Genomic DNA, 15,458 nt, shown 5'->3' with positions numbered 1-15,458 from the left:
GGGACTACCTTGGAAGCTATGAAGTATGCGAACTCCGTCCTGGACTTGATCGGCAATACGCCCCTGGTGAAGCTGCACAAGGTGACCGAGGGACTTGCAGCCACCGTATTGGTGAAACTTGAGTACCTGAACCCCGGCGGCTCGGCGAAGGACCGCATTGCCGTGAAGATGCTGGATGAGGCTGCCAAGGAAGGCAAAATCAAGCCCGGCGGCACCATCGTGGAACCCACCAGCGGGAACACCGGCGTGGCCATGTCCATGGTGGCGCAGCAGCGCGGCTACAAGTGCATTTTTGTGGTCCCGGACAAGGTGGGCGAGGACAAACGCGCCGTGCTTGCAGCGTACGGTGCGCAGGTGGTGGTCACCCCGGCGGCGGTAGCCGCCGACAGCCCGCAGTCCTACTACGGAGTCTCCGACCGTCTGGCGGCTCAGATCCCCGGCGCCTACAAGCCCGACCAATTTTCCAATCTCAACGGCCCGCTCAGCCACTACGAAACCACGGGGCCGGAGATCTGGGCCGACACCAACGGGAAAGTCACCCACTTCGTCGCCGGCGTGGGCACCGGAGGAACCATCTCCGGAACGGGCCGTTTCCTGCGGGAAGTCTCCGCCGGCCGGGCTCATGGTGAAGTCCAAATCATCGGTGCCGACCCGGAAGGCTCCGTGTATTCCGGCGGCACCGGGCGACCCTACCTGGTCGAGGGCGTGGGTGAGGACATCTGGCCGCCGTCATACGACCCGGCAGTCCCGCACAAGGTCATTGCCGTGAGCGACAATGACAGCTTTGCCATGACCCGCCGCCTCGCCCGCGAAGAAGGCCTGCTGGTGGGCGGCTCCTCCGGCATGGCCGTGGTGGCCGCGCTGGAAGCCGCACAGGGGCTGGGGCCCGAGGCCGTCGTCGTCGTCCTCCTGCCGGACAGCGGGCGCGGCTACCTCGCCAAGATCTTCGACGACACATGGATGCAGTCCTACGGGTTCTTGAAGGTCTCCGACGAGCCCGCCATTGGCGATGTGCTCAAGGCCAAGACCGGGACGCTGCCGGCGCTGGTGCACATCCACCCGAACGAGACGGTGCGTGATGTCATCAACCTGATGGCCGAATACGGGGTCTCGCAGATTCCCGTGCTCTCGGCAGAGCCGCCCGTGGTGATGGGAGAGGTCATCGGTTCGGTGGACGAGCGCACGCTGACCGGCAAATTGTTCCGCCACGAGGCTAAGCTGACCGACAAAATTACCGCACACATGCAGCCACGACTGCCCATCATCGGCTCGCTGGAACCGATTTCCACGGCGCGCGCCAAGCTGCAGGACGTGGACGCCCTGATGGTGACATTTGTGGGTGCCCCCGTGGGTGTGCTGACCCGCCACGACCTGCTGAATTACCTCAACGACTAGCGGTGCTGGGCTTGGCGGGATCTCGACAAGCTCGATCACCGGAACCAAAGGAGACACCATGACTGAAGGCTTCAACACTCGCGCCGTGCACGCCGGGCAGGCCCCTGACCCCACCACAGGCTCGGTGATTCCGCCGCTGTACCAAACCACCACGTTCGCCCAGGACGGGATCGGCAAGCTGCGCAACGGCTACGAATACGGCCGCGGCACCAATCCCACCCGCGACGCACTCCAGTCCCAGCTCGCGGCCCTAGAGGGCGGGGAATTCGCCTTTAGCTTCGCATCCGGCCTTGCCGCCGAGGACGCCCTGATCCGGGCACTGCTCGTCCCTGGAGACCACATCGTCATGGGCAACGACGTCTACGGCGGCACGTACCGGCTCATCAACCGGGTGCTGTCCGTGTGGGGCATCAGCAACGCCGCCGTTGACATGTTCGACGCCGGTTCCGTGGCCGCCGCTGTTGCCGCGGGAGGCCCGGAAGGCAAGACGAAAATGGTGTGGGTGGAGACGCCGTCGAACCCCATGATGAAGATTACCGACATCGCTGCTATGGCCGAGGTGGCACATGCGGCCGGGGCGCTGCTGGTGGTGGACAACACCTTCGCCTCGCCGTACCTGCAGAACCCGCTCGCCTTGGGCGCCGACGTGGTGGTGCATTCCACCACCAAATACATTGGCGGGCACTCGGACGCCTCCGGTGGCGCCATCGTCCTCTCCGATGCCGAGGCGGCCGAAAAGGTCGGTTTTGTGCAGTTTGCCGTGGGTGCCGTCTCCGCGCCGATGGAGGCGTGGCTGACCACGCGCGGGCTCAAGACGCTGGGAGTGCGGATGGACCGGCACTCCTCCAACGCGCAGGAGATCGCCGAATGGCTGCTGACCCGTCCCGAGGTGGAACGGGTGCTGTACCCCGGGCTGCCCAGCCACCCCGGTCACGAGCTTGCTGCCCGGCAGATGCGCGGCTTTGGCGGCATGATCTCCGTCCAGTTCACCGGCGGCGAGGCTGCGGCGCGCAAGGTGGCCGAATCCACTCACCTGTTCACACTGGCCGAATCGCTCGGCGGCATCGAGTCGCTGATGAACTACCCTTCGGAGATGACGCACGCCTCCGTCAAGGGCACCGAACTGGCCGTCCCGGTCAACCTGATCCGCCTCTCCGTGGGCATCGAGGACGTCGCTGACCTGATCGCGGACCTGGAGCAGGCACTCAATTCGTTATGACTGGTTGGTGCCGTCGAAACTTGAAGCTCTCGGGGCGGACATTTTTGGCGGCTCTTCGCCTACACCACCATGTTGTTAAAACGGTGACGATTTGGTAACAGTGTGCTGATTTGCGTATCAATTTGGTTTCGTTCTACCGTGGGGGATGCCCTGCGGGGCTGGCGGCACACTTAGGTGGGCCACGAATGCCCGTAGCCTGCACACACCGAACGCCGTCATGCGGCAGGCTGCGGAAACAACCTCCACATACACAGGTTGGACGGTGGCGCGAGGATGTCCGGGGACGGGCGGAGCGAAGGTGGCCTTGGGGAGTACGCATCCATGAAGAACACAAAAATTACCCGCAACATCACCCGATGCCTGGCCGTCGCAGCCATCGCCGGAGGCGGAATGGCCGTGGCAGGAGCCGGGGCCAATGCGGCCGACGGCAGCACCTGGGACGCCTTGGCGCAGTGTGAAAGCGGCGGAAACTGGGCCATCAACACCGGCAACGGCTATTCCGGAGGGCTGCAGTTCAGTGCAAGCACCTGGGCTGCCTTCGGCGGGACCGGATCAGCGGCAAGCGCCAGCCGCGAGCAACAGATCGCCGTGGCCGAGAAGATCCAGGCCGGGCAGGGCTGGGGTGCTTGGCCGTCCTGCGCTGCCCAGCTGGGGCTTTCCGGCGGCGGCGGCGCGGCATACTCACCCGCCGAAGTTCCGGCTCAAGCACCCGTGGCGGCTCAAGCACCAGTGGCGGCGCAGAGCAGCCATGTGGCGCCGGTGACCCAGGTGCCTACCCAGGCCCAAGCGCCCGCTGTGCAGGCGCCGGCACCCGTTGCGTTGAGCGGGGAAAGCTACACGATTGCCTCGGGCGACACCCTGAGCATCATTGCCGAGAAGCTCGGCATTCAGGGCGGCTGGGAGGCGCTATACAGCGCCAACACGGCCACCGTCATCCATCCGGACCTGATCTTTACCGGGGCCACCCTCCAGCTCCCGGCTTAATAGTCCCGGGCATCAAGTAGATCTGACTTCACGGAAAAACGCTCACGCAGCTGTGGCCACAATTGCCGGAACGCTATCGCACTCGAGTGTGAACTGCTCCCTGAAAGTTGGACTGAATAATTCAGTACCTTACTTTCGGGGAGTTTTTCATGCGTCCACATAGTTCATTGACAGCCGAGCAGCGGCTAGCTGCCGTCGATCTGTTTGAGGAAGGGTTTGGGTATCGCGCGGTATCCTCAAAGCTGGGAGTCAGCGCGTCGGCTATTTGCAAGTTGGAGAGTCGGTTCAAGATCTGGGGTAGAGCAGCATTGGAAATCAAACCAACTAGGCAGGTGTATTCCTTTGAGTTCAAGCTGGCGATTGTTCGCCAATATCTTGACGGTGAGGGGACGCGGCAGGACCTCGCCCGGATGCATCAACTCAGTTCTCTAGACCTCTTGCGAGCATGGATCCGCGCCTATCGGGACTTTGGTGAGGAGGGCCTGCGCTCCAAGGCCAAGGGCCGGCCCAAGTCTGTGACTAGGACCCCCTCGGTCGAAGTCAGTGAGTTGGAGAAGCTACGCCGCGAGAACGAGCGTCTGGCGGCTGAGAACGCCTACCTAAAAAAAGTACGGGCCTTGAGGAACCAACCACGGCGCTGAAAGTCAGCGCCGTGATTGCCCTCAAGGCATCCCATTCCCTGCCCCTTTTGCTCCAAGCAGCGGGGTTGCCTCGTTCCACGTTCTTCCACCGCCAAGTGGCCCTGCAGACCCCTGACCGGCACGCTGAGCTTCGAGCCCAGATCCACGAGGCTTTCATCCAAGCTAAGGGCCGCTACGGCCACCGGCGCATCCACGCGGTCCTGAAGCGCCAAGGCTGGCAGGTCGCACGCAAGACCGTGCTGAAGCTGATGCGTGAGGAGAACCTGGTCTGTAAGGTCCGTACCCGAAGCAAATATTCCTCTTACAAGGGCAAGGTCGGCAAGATCGCCGACAACCTTTTGAAACGAGAATTCGATACCGATGCGCCAAACACCACATGGGTGACCGACGTGACCGAGTTCAAGATCGCCGAGCGCAAGGTCTACCTCTCACCGGTGCTAGATCTGTTCGACCGCTCGATCGTTTCCTACTCGGTTTCCGAGTCGCCGACCGTTGCCTTCACCACCGAATCACTCATCGAAGCGATCGGCACCCTGGCGCCGGGCGAGGCCCCGATGGTGCATTCAGACCAAGGATTTCAGTATCAACACTCCAGCTGGCAGAAGCTCCTCAGCGACGCCAAGATGGCCCAATCCATGTCGCGCAAGGGCAACTGTTTAGATAACTCGGTGATGGAAAACTTCTTCGGACACCTGAAGGAAGAGATGTTCCATCGCCAAAAATTCACCGGCATCGACGGGTTCCGCACGGAGCTGGACGACTATATCCACTGGTACAACAATGACCGCATCTCGTTAACGCTGCAGTGCCTGAGTCCGATGGAATATCGGGCTCAGGCACTGGCCGCGTAGACTTTTATTTACCGAGTCCAACTTTCGGGGCCCAGTTCACACCAGGTGCGAGAGCGTTCCCGCAAAACCTGTCATTGCTGCGATAGCGTTTGCATGAAGGGACTACACCCGGGAGGCTGCGGCACCCACCCGGGAATCGACGTCGTAGGTGTAAACAGCCTTGCCGCCGATGAACACCTGCAGGGCCCGCTGCATGACATCAAGAGGATCCCCGCTCCACAGCACCAGATCCGCGTCCTTGCCCACCGCAAGTGAACCGATGCGGTCAGCAAGTCCCAGCACCTTGGCCGGGTTGATCGTGATGGCGCGCAACGCCACCTTCGGGTCCAGGCCCTCTTTGACGGCGAAGGTGGCCTGGTGGACCAGGAAGTTGATGGGCACCACCGGGTGGTCGGTGATGATCGAAATCTCCACACCGGCCGCCGCCAGTTTGCCCGGATTGGCGATGGAGCGGGCACGCAGCTCCGGCTTGGACTTAGTGGTGAACAGCGGGCCGATCAACACCGGGGTGCCGCGCTTGGCCAGGACATCGCCCAGGACATGCGCCTCGGTGCCGTGGTCGATGACCAGCTGATAGCCAAACTCGTCGGCCAGGCGGATGGCCGTGGCAATGTCGTCTGCGCGGTGGCAGTGCTGGCGCCACGGGATTTCCCTGCGCAACACCATGGCCAGCGCCTCCAGGTGGGGGTCGCGCGGCCGCGGCTCGGGCAGCGCCATCCAATTCTGGGCCGCCATGAATGCCTTGCGAATCACCAGCGCCGTGCCCAGCCGGGTGGAGGGGGTCTGCTTCTTTTCGCCGTAAATATTCTTCGGATTCTCGCCCAGAGCTGATTTTAGGCCGCTGGGGGAGCGTAGCACCATTTCCTCGATGTAGCGCCCATGCGTGTGCAGCGCCACCGCCAGCCCGCCAATCGGGTTTCCCGAGCCGGGGTTGACGTTTACCGCGGTGATGCCGCCGGCCAGGGCGTCGTCAAAGCCGGGGTCAAAGGGGTCCACGGCGTCGATGGCACGCACCGCGGCCATGACGGGGTCGGTCATCTCGTTGACGTCGCTGGTGGAGCCCACCTCACCTTCGGGGTGCATGCCCAGATGTACGTGCGCATCGATGAAACCGGGCAGCAGCCACTGGCCCTTTGCGTCGATCACGTCGGCGCCGGCGGGCACCTGGACGGAGGTGCCCAGTGCCAGGATCATTCCGCCCTCCACCAGTACGGTGCCGTCAAACGGTTCGCCGTCGATCGGCACCACGTGGGCGTTGGTGATGGCCAGCACCCGCTTCCTGGCGGCGTCGGCAGCCTCACGGATGGCGGCGCTGATCGACGCCGTATTGGCCACCGGCTTGGCCACGGCACTTTTGCCCTTCGCCGAAGGTTTCCCCGAAGGTTTCCCTGAGGGCTTGACCGGGCCCCCGGATGCCGCCGTGTTGGCGGCCTTGCTCACGCGGCCCGGAACAAATGCTGGCTTGGGGGTGGGCAGAGTGGGAGTCATGACGGCCTTTCGATGCGTGCACTGCTGTGCGGAAAAATTGGCGGCCCGGTGGGCCCAGTCCCAACTTACCGCGCAGACCTGCCCCACTAGCGTCGTTGTGAGCATAGGCTGGCCGGATGCAACGCAAAACAGCCTTGATTACCGGTGTAAGCCGCACCGTGGGCATCGGCGCAGGCATTGCCCGTGCGCTCGCCGCCGACGGTTGGGACCTAGTCCTGAACTACTGGCAGGCCTACGACGCCCGCATGCCCTGGGGCCTCCAGCCCGACGGCGTCGGTGAGCTCACCACGGAACTTGAAGCCGCCGGTGCCCGGGTGTGGGCGTTCCCGGCGGACCTGGCCGACCCTTCCGCCGTCGAGCGTTTGATGGCGAGGATCGCCGAGGAGGCGGGGCCGCTGACCGGGGTGGTGCTCTCGCACAGCGAGTCGGTGGACTCCGGCATCCTAGACACGTCCCTGGAGAGCTTCGATCGGCACTTTGCGGTCAACACCAGGGCCAGCTGGCAGCTGGTTGCCGCGTTTGCCCGCCAGGCCCCGGACGACGGCGGCGCGATCGTTGCGCTGACCAGTGACCACACAGCGTTCAACCTGCCGTACGGCGCGTCGAAGGGGGCTCTGGACCGGATTGTGATTGCCGCGGCACGCGAGCTGGGCGGTCAGGGCATCAGCGCCAATGTCCTAAACCCCGGCCCCGTTGACACAGGATGGATGGATGAGGTCACCGGCACCGAGCTCACAGCCCTGCAACCCGGGGGTCGTCTAGGCACCTCCGAGGATGTGGCGCCAACAGTGGCGTTCCTGCTCTCACCGGGCGGACGTTGGGTGAGCGGGCAGCTGATCAAGGCCGACGGCGGCTTCTCGGCGTAGACCCCTCATTGGTGCGCATGGTTTGGCCGCAATGGTGCGCCACTTTCAAAGCTGCGCGCCATTCATGTCGAACGGTGCGTGGATACAAAGCTGCGCAGGTCAGGAAGGCGTCAAGAACCTATGACGAGGCGTTAAGAACCCGTAAAAGTGCCCTCCACGGCGGCAACCCGGGTGTGCGATTGATCCAGAGATCTACTCGCACAGGAAAGCAGGCAGTCGTGGAATTGGTTACATGGTTAATTTTGGGGTTGGTGGGGCTGGCACTTTTGGTGTATTTGCTCGCTGCTCTTATTCGTCCTGAGAAATGGTGAACGCGGCCATGGAGCTCAATGCCTTCGCGCTGGCCACCCAGGTGGCCGTTCTGATCGTTGCCCTCGGAGCGCTGCACCAACCCTTAGGCGCCTATCTTGCCAAAACCTTCACCAGCCATAAACATCTGGCGGTAGAGCGAGGCCTGTATAAACTCTCCGGCGTGGACCCCGCCGCAGACCAGCACTGGAAGGTGTATCTGCGCTCATTGTTGGCCTTCAGCATCGTCTCGATCGTGGTGCTGTTCATCTTCCAACTGCTGCAAGGGCTGCTCCCGTTCAACCAGGGCCTGGGCGCTGTGGACCCGTGGGTCGCCATGAACACGGCGGTGTCCTTTGTGACCAACACCAACTGGCAGACGTACGCCCCTGAATCCACACTGGGCTTCGGCGTGCAGATGCTGGGCTTGGCCGTGCAGAACTTCCTCAGTGCCGCCGTCGGCCTGGCAGTGGTCGTAGCCCTGATCAGAGGCCTGGTGCGCGCCGAAACGGCCACCTTGGGCAACTTTTGGGTGGACCTGAGCCGCGGCGCCATCCGTGTCCTGTTGCCGATCAGCGTGGTGGGGGCCGTGGTCTTGATGATCACCGGGGTCGTGCAGAACTGGGGCGGCACGGACATCCACACTCTGGTGACCGGCGCACAGCAAACGGTTCCCGGCGGTCCTGTGGCCTCTCAGGAAGTCATTAAGTTGCTCGGCACCAACGGCGGCGGCTACTTCAACGCCAACTCCGCACACCCCTTTGAAAACCCCAACGCCCTGAGCAACCTCTTCGAAGTCTTCTTGATCCTGCTCATCCCGTTCTCCCTGCCCGCCATGTACGGGCGCCTGGTGGGTGACAAGCGTCAGGGGTACACGCTGCTCACCGTCATGGCAGCGTTCTGGCTCATCTCCACCGCCCTGATGGGTTGGGCACTGGCCGCTTTCAGCGGGACGGGGACCAGCCTGGGCGAAGGGATCGAACAGCGCCTCGGCGCCAACGGCACGGCACTGTTCGCCACCGCCACCACCCTGACCTCCACCGGCGCCGTCAACGCCGCCCACGACTCCCTGCCACCCCTGGCGGGAGGCTTGGGCATGGTGAACATGATGCTGGGCGAAATCGCTCCCGGCGGTGTGGGCTCAGGGCTCTACGGGCTTATGGTCCTCTCCGTGGTGGCCGTCTTCATCGGCGGACTCATGGTGGGGCGCACCCCGGAAATGCTGGGGAAGAAGGTGGGTGCGGCACAAATGAAGCTGGTGGCCGTGTACATCCTCGTCACCCCGACACTGGTGCTGCTCGGCACGGCCATCACGGTCTCGATCCCGGCACTATCCGCGGCAGCTCCGGCCGAAGGTCCGCACGGGTTCAGTGAAGTGCTATACGCCTTCACCTCCGCCGCCAACAACAATGGCTCCGCGTTTGGTGGCATTACCAGCTCCGGACCTGGTCTGGCCACCATGCTGGCACTGGCCATGTTCTTTGGCCGGTTCCTGCCCATCGCCCTGGTGCTGGCGCTCGCCGGTTCCTTCGCGAAACAACGCAAGATCCCAAACACCGCCGGCACCCTCGCCACCCACGGGCCGCTGTTCGCCGTGCTACTGGGCGGCGTGTGCTTGGTCCTGACCGCACTTACCTACTTCCCCGCGCTCGCCTTGGGCCCGGCCGCTGAAGGACTGCTGAAATGAATCTGACCACTCTCCGCGCGGCGCTGCCCTTGGCAGTGTCCAAACTAAACCCTCGCCTCATGATCCACTCGCCGGTCATGTTCACGGTGCTGATCGGCTCAATCGTCTGTACGGCGGTGAGCATCCAGCAGCTCCTTATGGGCTCCTCTACAGCCGTATTTTCCCTCATCGTCACACTGTGGTTGTGGCTGACGGTGTTGTTCGGCAACTTGGCCGAGGCGATCGCCGAGGGCCGCGGCAAGGCGCAGGCGGACAGCCTGCGTTCGGCCCGGACCTCGGTCATGGCACGACGCCGGAGTGCGGCTCTGGTGCCCGCCGGCCAGTCGGGCGGTGCAGCGGAGCGCTACACCGAGGAAATGGTCCCGGGCACCGACCTGGTGGTGGGCGACATTGTGATTGTCACGGCAGGGGAGTTGATCCCCGGCGACGGTGACGTCATTGAGGGCCTAGCCAGCGTTGACGAATCAGCCATCACAGGCGAATCAGCGCCGGTCATCCGGGAATCTGGCGGTGACCGGAGCTCGGTCACCGGAGGCACCCGCGTGCTCTCGGACCGGATCGTGGTGCGTATCACCGCGGCCAGCGGCAAGACCTTCCTGGACCGGATGATCGCCCTCGTGGAGGGCGCCACCCGCCAGAAAACACCCAACGAGATCGCCCTGAACGTGCTGTTGGCGTCCCTGACCATCGTCTTTGTGGTGTGCATCATGACACTGGCCCCCATGGCGGCTTTCGCCGACGCGCTGCCCAGCCCGGTGATCTTGGTTGCCCTGGTGGTCTGCCTGATTCCCACCACGATCGGCGCGCTGGTGCCGGCCATCGGCATCGCCGGTATGGACAGGCTCATCCAACGCAACGTTCTGGCCACATCCGGCCGGGCCGTGGAAACAGCAGGGGATGTCACCACCTTGCTGCTGGATAAGACCGGCACCATCACCTACGGCAACCGGCGTGCAGTCGCCTTCGTGGCGGCCGACGGCGTAGACAAGTCAGTGCTCATCGATTCTGCCCGTCTGTCCTCCCTGGCAGATGAAACCCCGGAGGGGCGCTCCATCGTGGAACTGGCCCTGGCCGGGACCGGGGCGGACGGCACACCGGAGGCAGCCTTCGCTGCCGCGGCAGCCAGCCTGACCGGCGACGTGGAGGTCATCGAGTTCAGCGCCTCAACACGAATGAGCGGGCTGAACTTTCCGGTAGGGCACCGGGCGAACCCGGGCCCGGCGGTGCTGGAGGTCCGCAAGGGGGCCGCGTCCGCCGTCGAAAGCTATGCCAAGGAGCGTGGCGGACACCTTCCTCTGGAATTGGAGGAGGCGGTTGTCAAGATCTCCGGAACCGGTGGAACGCCGTTGCTCGTGGCAACCTATGACGGGGAGCGGGCCAAGATTCTTGGCGTCATCCACCTGGCCGACGTGGTCAAGCCTGGCATGAAGGAACGGTTCGCTGAACTGCGCGCCATGGGCATTAAGACCATCATGATCACCGGTGATAACAAGATCACGGCCGCGGCCATTGCGGCCGAGGCCGGTGTGGATGACTTCGTTGCCGAGGCCACCCCGGAGGACAAGCTCGCCGTCATCAAGGCCGAGCAGGACTCCGGGCGACTGGTAGCCATGACCGGTGACGGCACCAACGACGCCCCGGCGCTGGCCGCCGCGGATGTGGGTGTGGCCATGAATTCAGGCACCAGTGCGGCCAAGGAAGCGGCCAACATGGTGGACCTGGACTCGGACCCCACTAAGCTGATCGACATTGTGGGGATCGGCAAGCAGTTGCTGATCACGCGCGGTTCCTTGACAACGTTCTCGGTGGCCAACGATGTTGCGAAGTACTTCGCCATTGTGCCTGCATTGTTTGCCGCCACGTTCCCCGGCCTAGGCCTGCTGAACATCATGGGCCTGTCCTCGCCGCAGAGCGCCATCCTCTCCGCCGTGATTTTCAATGCCCTCATCATTGTGTTGCTGGTGCCGCTGGCGCTGCGCGGGGTCAAGTACCGGGCCGTTTCGGCAGCCCAGGCACTGTTCCGGAACCTGCTGGTCTACGGGTTGGGCGGCGTGATCGCCCCGTTCATTGGCATCAAGCTTATCGACCTTCTCATCTCCCTCATCCCGACGATTGGTTAGCACTATGAACGCCTACGCACGCCAACTCCTGACCGCGCTTCGTTTCCTGCTGTGTGCCACCTTGCTGCTGGGCCTGGCCTACCCGGTGCTGATCTTTGGGATTGGCCAAGTGGTGGCCCCGGCCCAAGCCAACGGTTCCATCATCACGGTGGATGGGAAAGCCGCCGGTTCCTCGCGGCTAGCCCAGCCCGTCACCGGCCAGAACTTCTTTTACCCCCGGCCCTCCGCAGTGGAGTGGGATGCTGCGGTGTCCTCGGCCAGCAACTTGGGGCCCAACCAGCCGGCCCTGATCGAGGCCATCGCCACGAACCGGGCCGAGGTGGCAGCTCGCGAAAAAGTGTCCCCGGACGCGGTGCCCATCGACGCCGTGACAGCCAGCGGCTCCGGCCTGGACCCGGACATCTCCCCGGCCTACGCCGCCTTGCAAGTCTCCCGGGTCGCTGAGGCCACCGGACTCGGTGAGGCCAAAGTGAAGGAGCTGGTAGCGGCGAACACCAGCTCAGGGATCAACGCGTTCCTGGGACAGCCATCGGTGAACACCACCACGCTGAACGCGGCGCTTTTTCAGGTCCTGGGCACGCCCTAGCGGTGGAAATCACAGAAGTACTGCGAGAATAAGGGTATGACGCGCGGCATATTGAGGGTTTTTCTGGGGGCGGCCCCCGGCGTGGGCAAAACCTACTCCATGTTGGAGGAAGCTCACGCCCAGGTGGTGGCCGGGGTTGACGTGGTGGCAGGCATTGTCCTGGACCACGGACGCGTGCAAACCCGGCTCCAGCTGGAGGGGCTGGAACAGCTCCCCGTCAGGAAAATCAGCTACCGCGGCGCAGACTTTGAAGAGCTGGACGTGCCAGCACTGCTGGCCCGCAGGCCGGCCCTGGCCCTCGTCGATGAGTACGCCCACTCCAACATTCCAGGCGCCGGCAACGCCAAACGCTGGCAGGATGTGGAGGAATTGCTCGCCGCAGGCATCGACGTGTATTCCACTGTCAACGTCCAGCACCTGGCCTCACTGGGCGACGTGGTGGAAACCATCACCGGCGTCCGACAGCAGGAAACCATCCCCGATGAAATGGTCCGCCGGGCAGACCAGATTGAGCTGGTGGACATCCCACCGGAGCTGCTGCGGCAACGCCTGAGCGCCGGCAACGTCTACGCTCGCGACAAGGTGGATGCGGCGCTAGCCAACTACTTCCGGCTGGGCAACCTGACAGCCCTGCGTGAACTGGCGCTGCTGTGGCTGGCCGACAGGGTGGAAGAGGGTGTTGCCGCATACCGGCAAAGCCAGGGGATCGAGGCCAGCTGGCCCACCCGCGAGCGGATTGTGGTGGGTCTGACCGGAGGGCTGGAGGGCGAGGTCCTGCTGCGGCGGGCCGCCAGGATTCTGAGCCGGGTCAGCGGCGGCGAACTCATGGCCGTCCATATTCCCCGCTCCGACGGGGTGGCAGGAGAGGTGCCGCTGGCGTTGGAAAGTCAGCGCCAGCTGGTCACAGATCTTGGCGGCACCTATCATTCTGTGGGTGGGGAAGACCCCGCCCGGGCGTTGCTGGACTTTGCCCGCAGCGTGGGCGCCACCCAAATCGTGATTGGTTCTTCACGCAGGAAACCGCTCCTGGGCGTCTTCGCAAGTCCCGGAGTCGGTGCTAGGGTGGTGCGCGACGCCGGCGACATGGACGTGCACATGGTGCCCCATCCCCTAGGCGGTAAAAGCCGTCCCCAACTCAGCCGCGGGGACTTGAACAAGAAACGAGTCATCGCCGGATTCGCCATGGCGGTGGTGCTGCCCGTGCTGGTGCAGTACCTCACGGACGGGCTCAGCCTGCAACTGACCATGATCATCCAGTTCGCCGCCACCATCACGGTGGCTCTGGTGGGCGGGTTGTGGCCGGCGGTTGTGGCCGCCGTCTGGAGCAGCCTGCTCCTGAACTTTTTCGCCGCCCCGCCGGTGGGCACGCTGACCATCCACGATCCGGAAAATTTGGTGGCGCTACTCGTTTTCTTGGTGGTGGCAGTGGCTGTGGCGCTCGCCGTCGACCGGTCAGCGCGGCGTTCCCGAGAGGCCAGCAAGGCAAGCGCCGAGGCGGCCACACTCAGTGAACTGGCCCGCGGCATCCTCGCCTCGCAGGACACGGTGCAAGTGTTCCTGGAACAGGTACGTGAACACTTTGGTATGCGCTCGGTGGTGCTCTTCAGCGGAGAGGGAACGGATCTGAGCACCTGGACCACCGACGCCTTTGTGGGCGAGGAACCGCCAGAAAGCCCCGCAGAGGCGGACAATGTAGCGGAAATTTCCGAACGCCTGGTGTTGGGGCTCAGTGGGAAGGTCCTGCCCGCCAGCGACCGCCGCCTGCTCGGTGCCTTTGGAGCGCACCTGATTGCCCTGGGACAGCGTGAGGCGCTGACGCTCAGCCAACGCGAGAACCAGCAACTGAGCCAGGACAACACGATCCGCACCTCCGTGCTGCGGGCCGTCTCCCATGATTTACGCACCCCGCTGGCAGGTATCAAGCTGGCCGTGAGCAGCCTGCGGCAGACGGCCGTGCACTTTGACCCGGAGGATGAGGCAGAGCTGCTGGCCACCATTGAGCACTATGCGGACCGGATGGACGCCCTCGTTGGTAACCTGTTGGACATGTCACGGCTGAGCGCAGACATGGTCTCCCCGATCATGGGCCCAGTCACCTGGCCCGAGGTACTGCCCGCAGCCCTTCACGGCGTCCCGGCGGGGCGGGTGCGCATTGAGTTGCCGGCCAACATGCCTCCCATCGAGGCAGATCCAGGGCTCCTGGAACGGGTGATCGCCAACGTGGTGGAGAATGCTGTGAAATATGCGCCGGGCTCCGATATCACTGTTGTGGGCTCCGTGGGTGGCAGCGGCAGTGCCACGGTGAACGGCCGCCCTGCCAGCGAGCTGCGCATAGTTGACCACGGTAAAGGCGTCCCCGCGGCCAATGTGGTGGCCATGTTTCGTCCTTTCCAAAGGCTCGACGACGTCTCCTATGGGGCACAGGGCGGCACCGGTGTGGGGCTGGGGCTGGCTGTAGCCAAGGGGTTTACCGAAATTATGGGAGGAGTTCTTAACGCCGAGGAAACTCCCGGCGGCGGGCTCACCATGATCATTCGGCTCCCCCTGTCCACCGGCACCAAAAATACTGACGCCGGCTATCCCGGCCGCACGAAGAGGGAATCACCGTGACCACCGTTTTAATCGTCGACGACGAACCACAGATCCTGCGGGCCCTGCAAATCAACTTGCACGCCCACGGCTACATCGTGGTGCCGGCGCACAACGGGACCGCGGCGTTACTGGCGGCCCAAACTCACCCGATCGACGTCGTCGTGCTGGATCTGGGGCTGCCGGATATGGACGGGCTTGAGGTGATTGCCGGGTTGCGTGGCTGGACCGACGTTCCCATCATCGTGCTTTCCGCCCGGCACGGCTCACACGACAAAGTTCAGGCGCTGGACGCCGGCGCTGACGACTACGTGACCAAGCCGTTTGGGCTGGACGAGCTGCTGGCCCGGCTGCGTGCGGCGTCACGGAGGGCTGGAACTACCGCGGCCGAACCGCTCGTGGAGACGGCGGAATTCACCGTGGACCTGGCCAACAAGCGGGTCACCCGCGCCGGGGAACCGGTGCGGATGACCCCCACCGAGTGGAGCGTGTTGGAGCTGCTGGTGCGCAATCCCGGCCGGCTGGTCAGCCAGCAGCAGATCCTCTCCGAGGTGTGGGGTCCGGCTTATGCCAAGGAAACCCACTACTTGCGCGTGTACATGGCTCAATTGCGGCGAAAGCTGGAGCAGGACCCCGCCAATCCCGTGCACCTGCTCACCGAGGCCGGCATGGGGTACCGTTTCGCCCCGTGAGCGAGGACATACTCATCCAACTTATGTAGTCATGAACTTATTAGTAATATTA

General features: G+C 63.9%; 13 protein-coding genes. 12 read left to right on the top strand and 1 reads right to left on the bottom strand.

Translation table 11 applies throughout. The annotated features are described in order from the left end of the window. The first annotated feature begins 18 nt into the window (after window positions 1-18). The 5 genes from AOC05_RS13260 to AOC05_RS19495 all read left to right on the top strand — a co-directional run bounded on the left by AOC05_RS13260 (window position 19) and on the right by AOC05_RS19495 (window position 5,090). Window positions 19-1,395: a cystathionine beta-synthase gene (locus AOC05_RS13260; protein ID WP_062007624.1), complete on the top strand. Its 1,377-nt coding sequence runs from the start codon at window positions 19-21 to the stop codon at window positions 1,393-1,395. A gap of 58 nt (window positions 1,396-1,453) precedes the next feature. After that, entirely contained in the window at window positions 1,454-2,614 is a 1,161-nt protein-coding gene (locus AOC05_RS13255) for a cystathionine gamma-synthase (protein WP_062007623.1), read from the top strand. A gap of 321 nt (window positions 2,615-2,935) precedes the next feature. Beyond that, entirely contained in the window at window positions 2,936-3,598 is a 663-nt protein-coding gene (locus AOC05_RS13250; protein ID WP_062009784.1) for a transglycosylase family protein, read from the top strand. 149 nt (window positions 3,599-3,747) lie between these two features. Beyond that, a complete protein-coding gene (locus AOC05_RS20190) occupies window positions 3,748-4,239 on the top strand; it encodes a helix-turn-helix domain-containing protein (protein WP_062005577.1) in 492 nt (163 codons plus the stop codon). An 11-nt stretch (window positions 4,240-4,250) separates the two neighbouring features. Further along, a complete protein-coding gene (locus AOC05_RS19495) occupies window positions 4,251-5,090 on the top strand; it encodes an IS3 family transposase (protein ID WP_222440396.1) in 840 nt (279 codons plus the stop codon). A gap of 102 nt (window positions 5,091-5,192) precedes the next feature. Here the strand turns inward: AOC05_RS19495 and AOC05_RS13235 are convergent, their stop codons facing one another. After that, a complete protein-coding gene (locus tag AOC05_RS13235) occupies window positions 5,193-6,578 on the bottom strand; it encodes an amidohydrolase (protein ID WP_231687114.1) in 1,386 nt (461 codons plus the stop codon). Between the two features lie 116 nt (window positions 6,579-6,694). On the opposite strand from AOC05_RS13235, the gene AOC05_RS13230 reads away from it, so the two are divergent. The 7 genes from AOC05_RS13230 to AOC05_RS13205 are packed head-to-tail and all read left to right on the top strand — an operon-like array spanning window position 6,695 to window position 15,406. Continuing rightward, window positions 6,695-7,444, top strand: coding sequence for an SDR family oxidoreductase (locus AOC05_RS13230; protein ID WP_062007621.1), 750 nt, complete (start codon window positions 6,695-6,697; stop codon window positions 7,442-7,444). Between the two features lie 17 nt (window positions 7,445-7,461). Next, the gene (gene kdpF / locus AOC05_RS18995) at window positions 7,462-7,755 is read left to right on the top strand and encodes a K(+)-transporting ATPase subunit F (RefSeq protein WP_082357977.1); all 294 of its coding nucleotides are present in this window, start codon (window positions 7,462-7,464) and stop codon (window positions 7,753-7,755) included. 8 nt (window positions 7,756-7,763) lie between these two features. Then, on the top strand, window positions 7,764-9,419 hold the full coding sequence (gene kdpA / locus AOC05_RS13225; RefSeq protein WP_062009780.1) for a potassium-transporting ATPase subunit KdpA: 1,656 nt from the start codon (window positions 7,764-7,766) through the stop codon (window positions 9,417-9,419). Next, window positions 9,416-11,539, top strand: a complete 2,124-nt coding sequence (kdpB, locus tag AOC05_RS13220; protein WP_082357976.1) for a potassium-transporting ATPase subunit KdpB — start codon at window positions 9,416-9,418, stop codon at window positions 11,537-11,539. The genes kdpA and kdpB overlap by 4 nt, the downstream gene beginning before the upstream one ends. A 4-nt stretch (window positions 11,540-11,543) precedes the next feature. Continuing rightward, window positions 11,544-12,125 carry a potassium-transporting ATPase subunit KdpC gene (gene kdpC / locus AOC05_RS13215; protein ID WP_062007620.1) on the top strand — a complete coding sequence of 194 codons (582 nt, stop codon included), beginning with the start codon at window positions 11,544-11,546 and terminating at the stop codon, window positions 12,123-12,125. A gap of 36 nt (window positions 12,126-12,161) precedes the next feature. After that, window positions 12,162-14,735, top strand: coding sequence for a DUF4118 domain-containing protein (locus AOC05_RS13210; protein ID WP_062007619.1), 2,574 nt, complete (start codon window positions 12,162-12,164; stop codon window positions 14,733-14,735). Continuing rightward, window positions 14,732-15,406, top strand: a complete 675-nt coding sequence (locus AOC05_RS13205; RefSeq protein WP_062007618.1) for a response regulator — start codon at window positions 14,732-14,734, stop codon at window positions 15,404-15,406. Before AOC05_RS13210 ends, AOC05_RS13205 begins: the two co-directional genes overlap by 4 nt. Window positions 15,407-15,458 lie beyond the last annotated feature (52 nt).

It is taken from the genome of Arthrobacter alpinus (assembly GCF_001294625.1).
In the GTDB taxonomy this organism is placed as follows: domain Bacteria; phylum Actinomycetota; class Actinomycetes; order Actinomycetales; family Micrococcaceae; genus Specibacter; species Specibacter alpinus_A.
This window is presented reverse-complemented; position numbering and strand designations above follow the sequence as displayed.

Coding starts and splice junctions, on each gene's coding strand:
- AOC05_RS20190 (WP_062005577.1), top strand. CDS start 3,748: ATGCGTCCACATAGTTCATTGACAGCCGAGCAGCGGCTAGCTGCCGTC.
- kdpA (WP_062009780.1), top strand. CDS start 7,764: ATGGAGCTCAATGCCTTCGCGCTGGCCACCCAGGTGGCCGTTCTGATC.
- kdpB (WP_082357976.1), top strand. CDS start 9,416: ATGAATCTGACCACTCTCCGCGCGGCGCTGCCCTTGGCAGTGTCCAAA.
- kdpF (WP_082357977.1), top strand. CDS start 7,462: ATGGTTTGGCCGCAATGGTGCGCCACTTTCAAAGCTGCGCGCCATTCA.
- AOC05_RS13250 (WP_062009784.1), top strand. CDS start 2,936: ATGAAGAACACAAAAATTACCCGCAACATCACCCGATGCCTGGCCGTC.
- AOC05_RS13255 (WP_062007623.1), top strand. CDS start 1,454: ATGACTGAAGGCTTCAACACTCGCGCCGTGCACGCCGGGCAGGCCCCT.
- kdpC (WP_062007620.1), top strand. CDS start 11,544: ATGAACGCCTACGCACGCCAACTCCTGACCGCGCTTCGTTTCCTGCTG.
- AOC05_RS13210 (WP_062007619.1), top strand. CDS start 12,162: ATGACGCGCGGCATATTGAGGGTTTTTCTGGGGGCGGCCCCCGGCGTG.
- AOC05_RS13230 (WP_062007621.1), top strand. CDS start 6,695: ATGCAACGCAAAACAGCCTTGATTACCGGTGTAAGCCGCACCGTGGGC.
- AOC05_RS13235 (WP_231687114.1), bottom strand. CDS start 6,578: ATGACTCCCACTCTGCCCACCCCCAAGCCAGCATTTGTTCCGGGCCGC.
- AOC05_RS13260 (WP_062007624.1), top strand. CDS start 19: ATGAAGTATGCGAACTCCGTCCTGGACTTGATCGGCAATACGCCCCTG.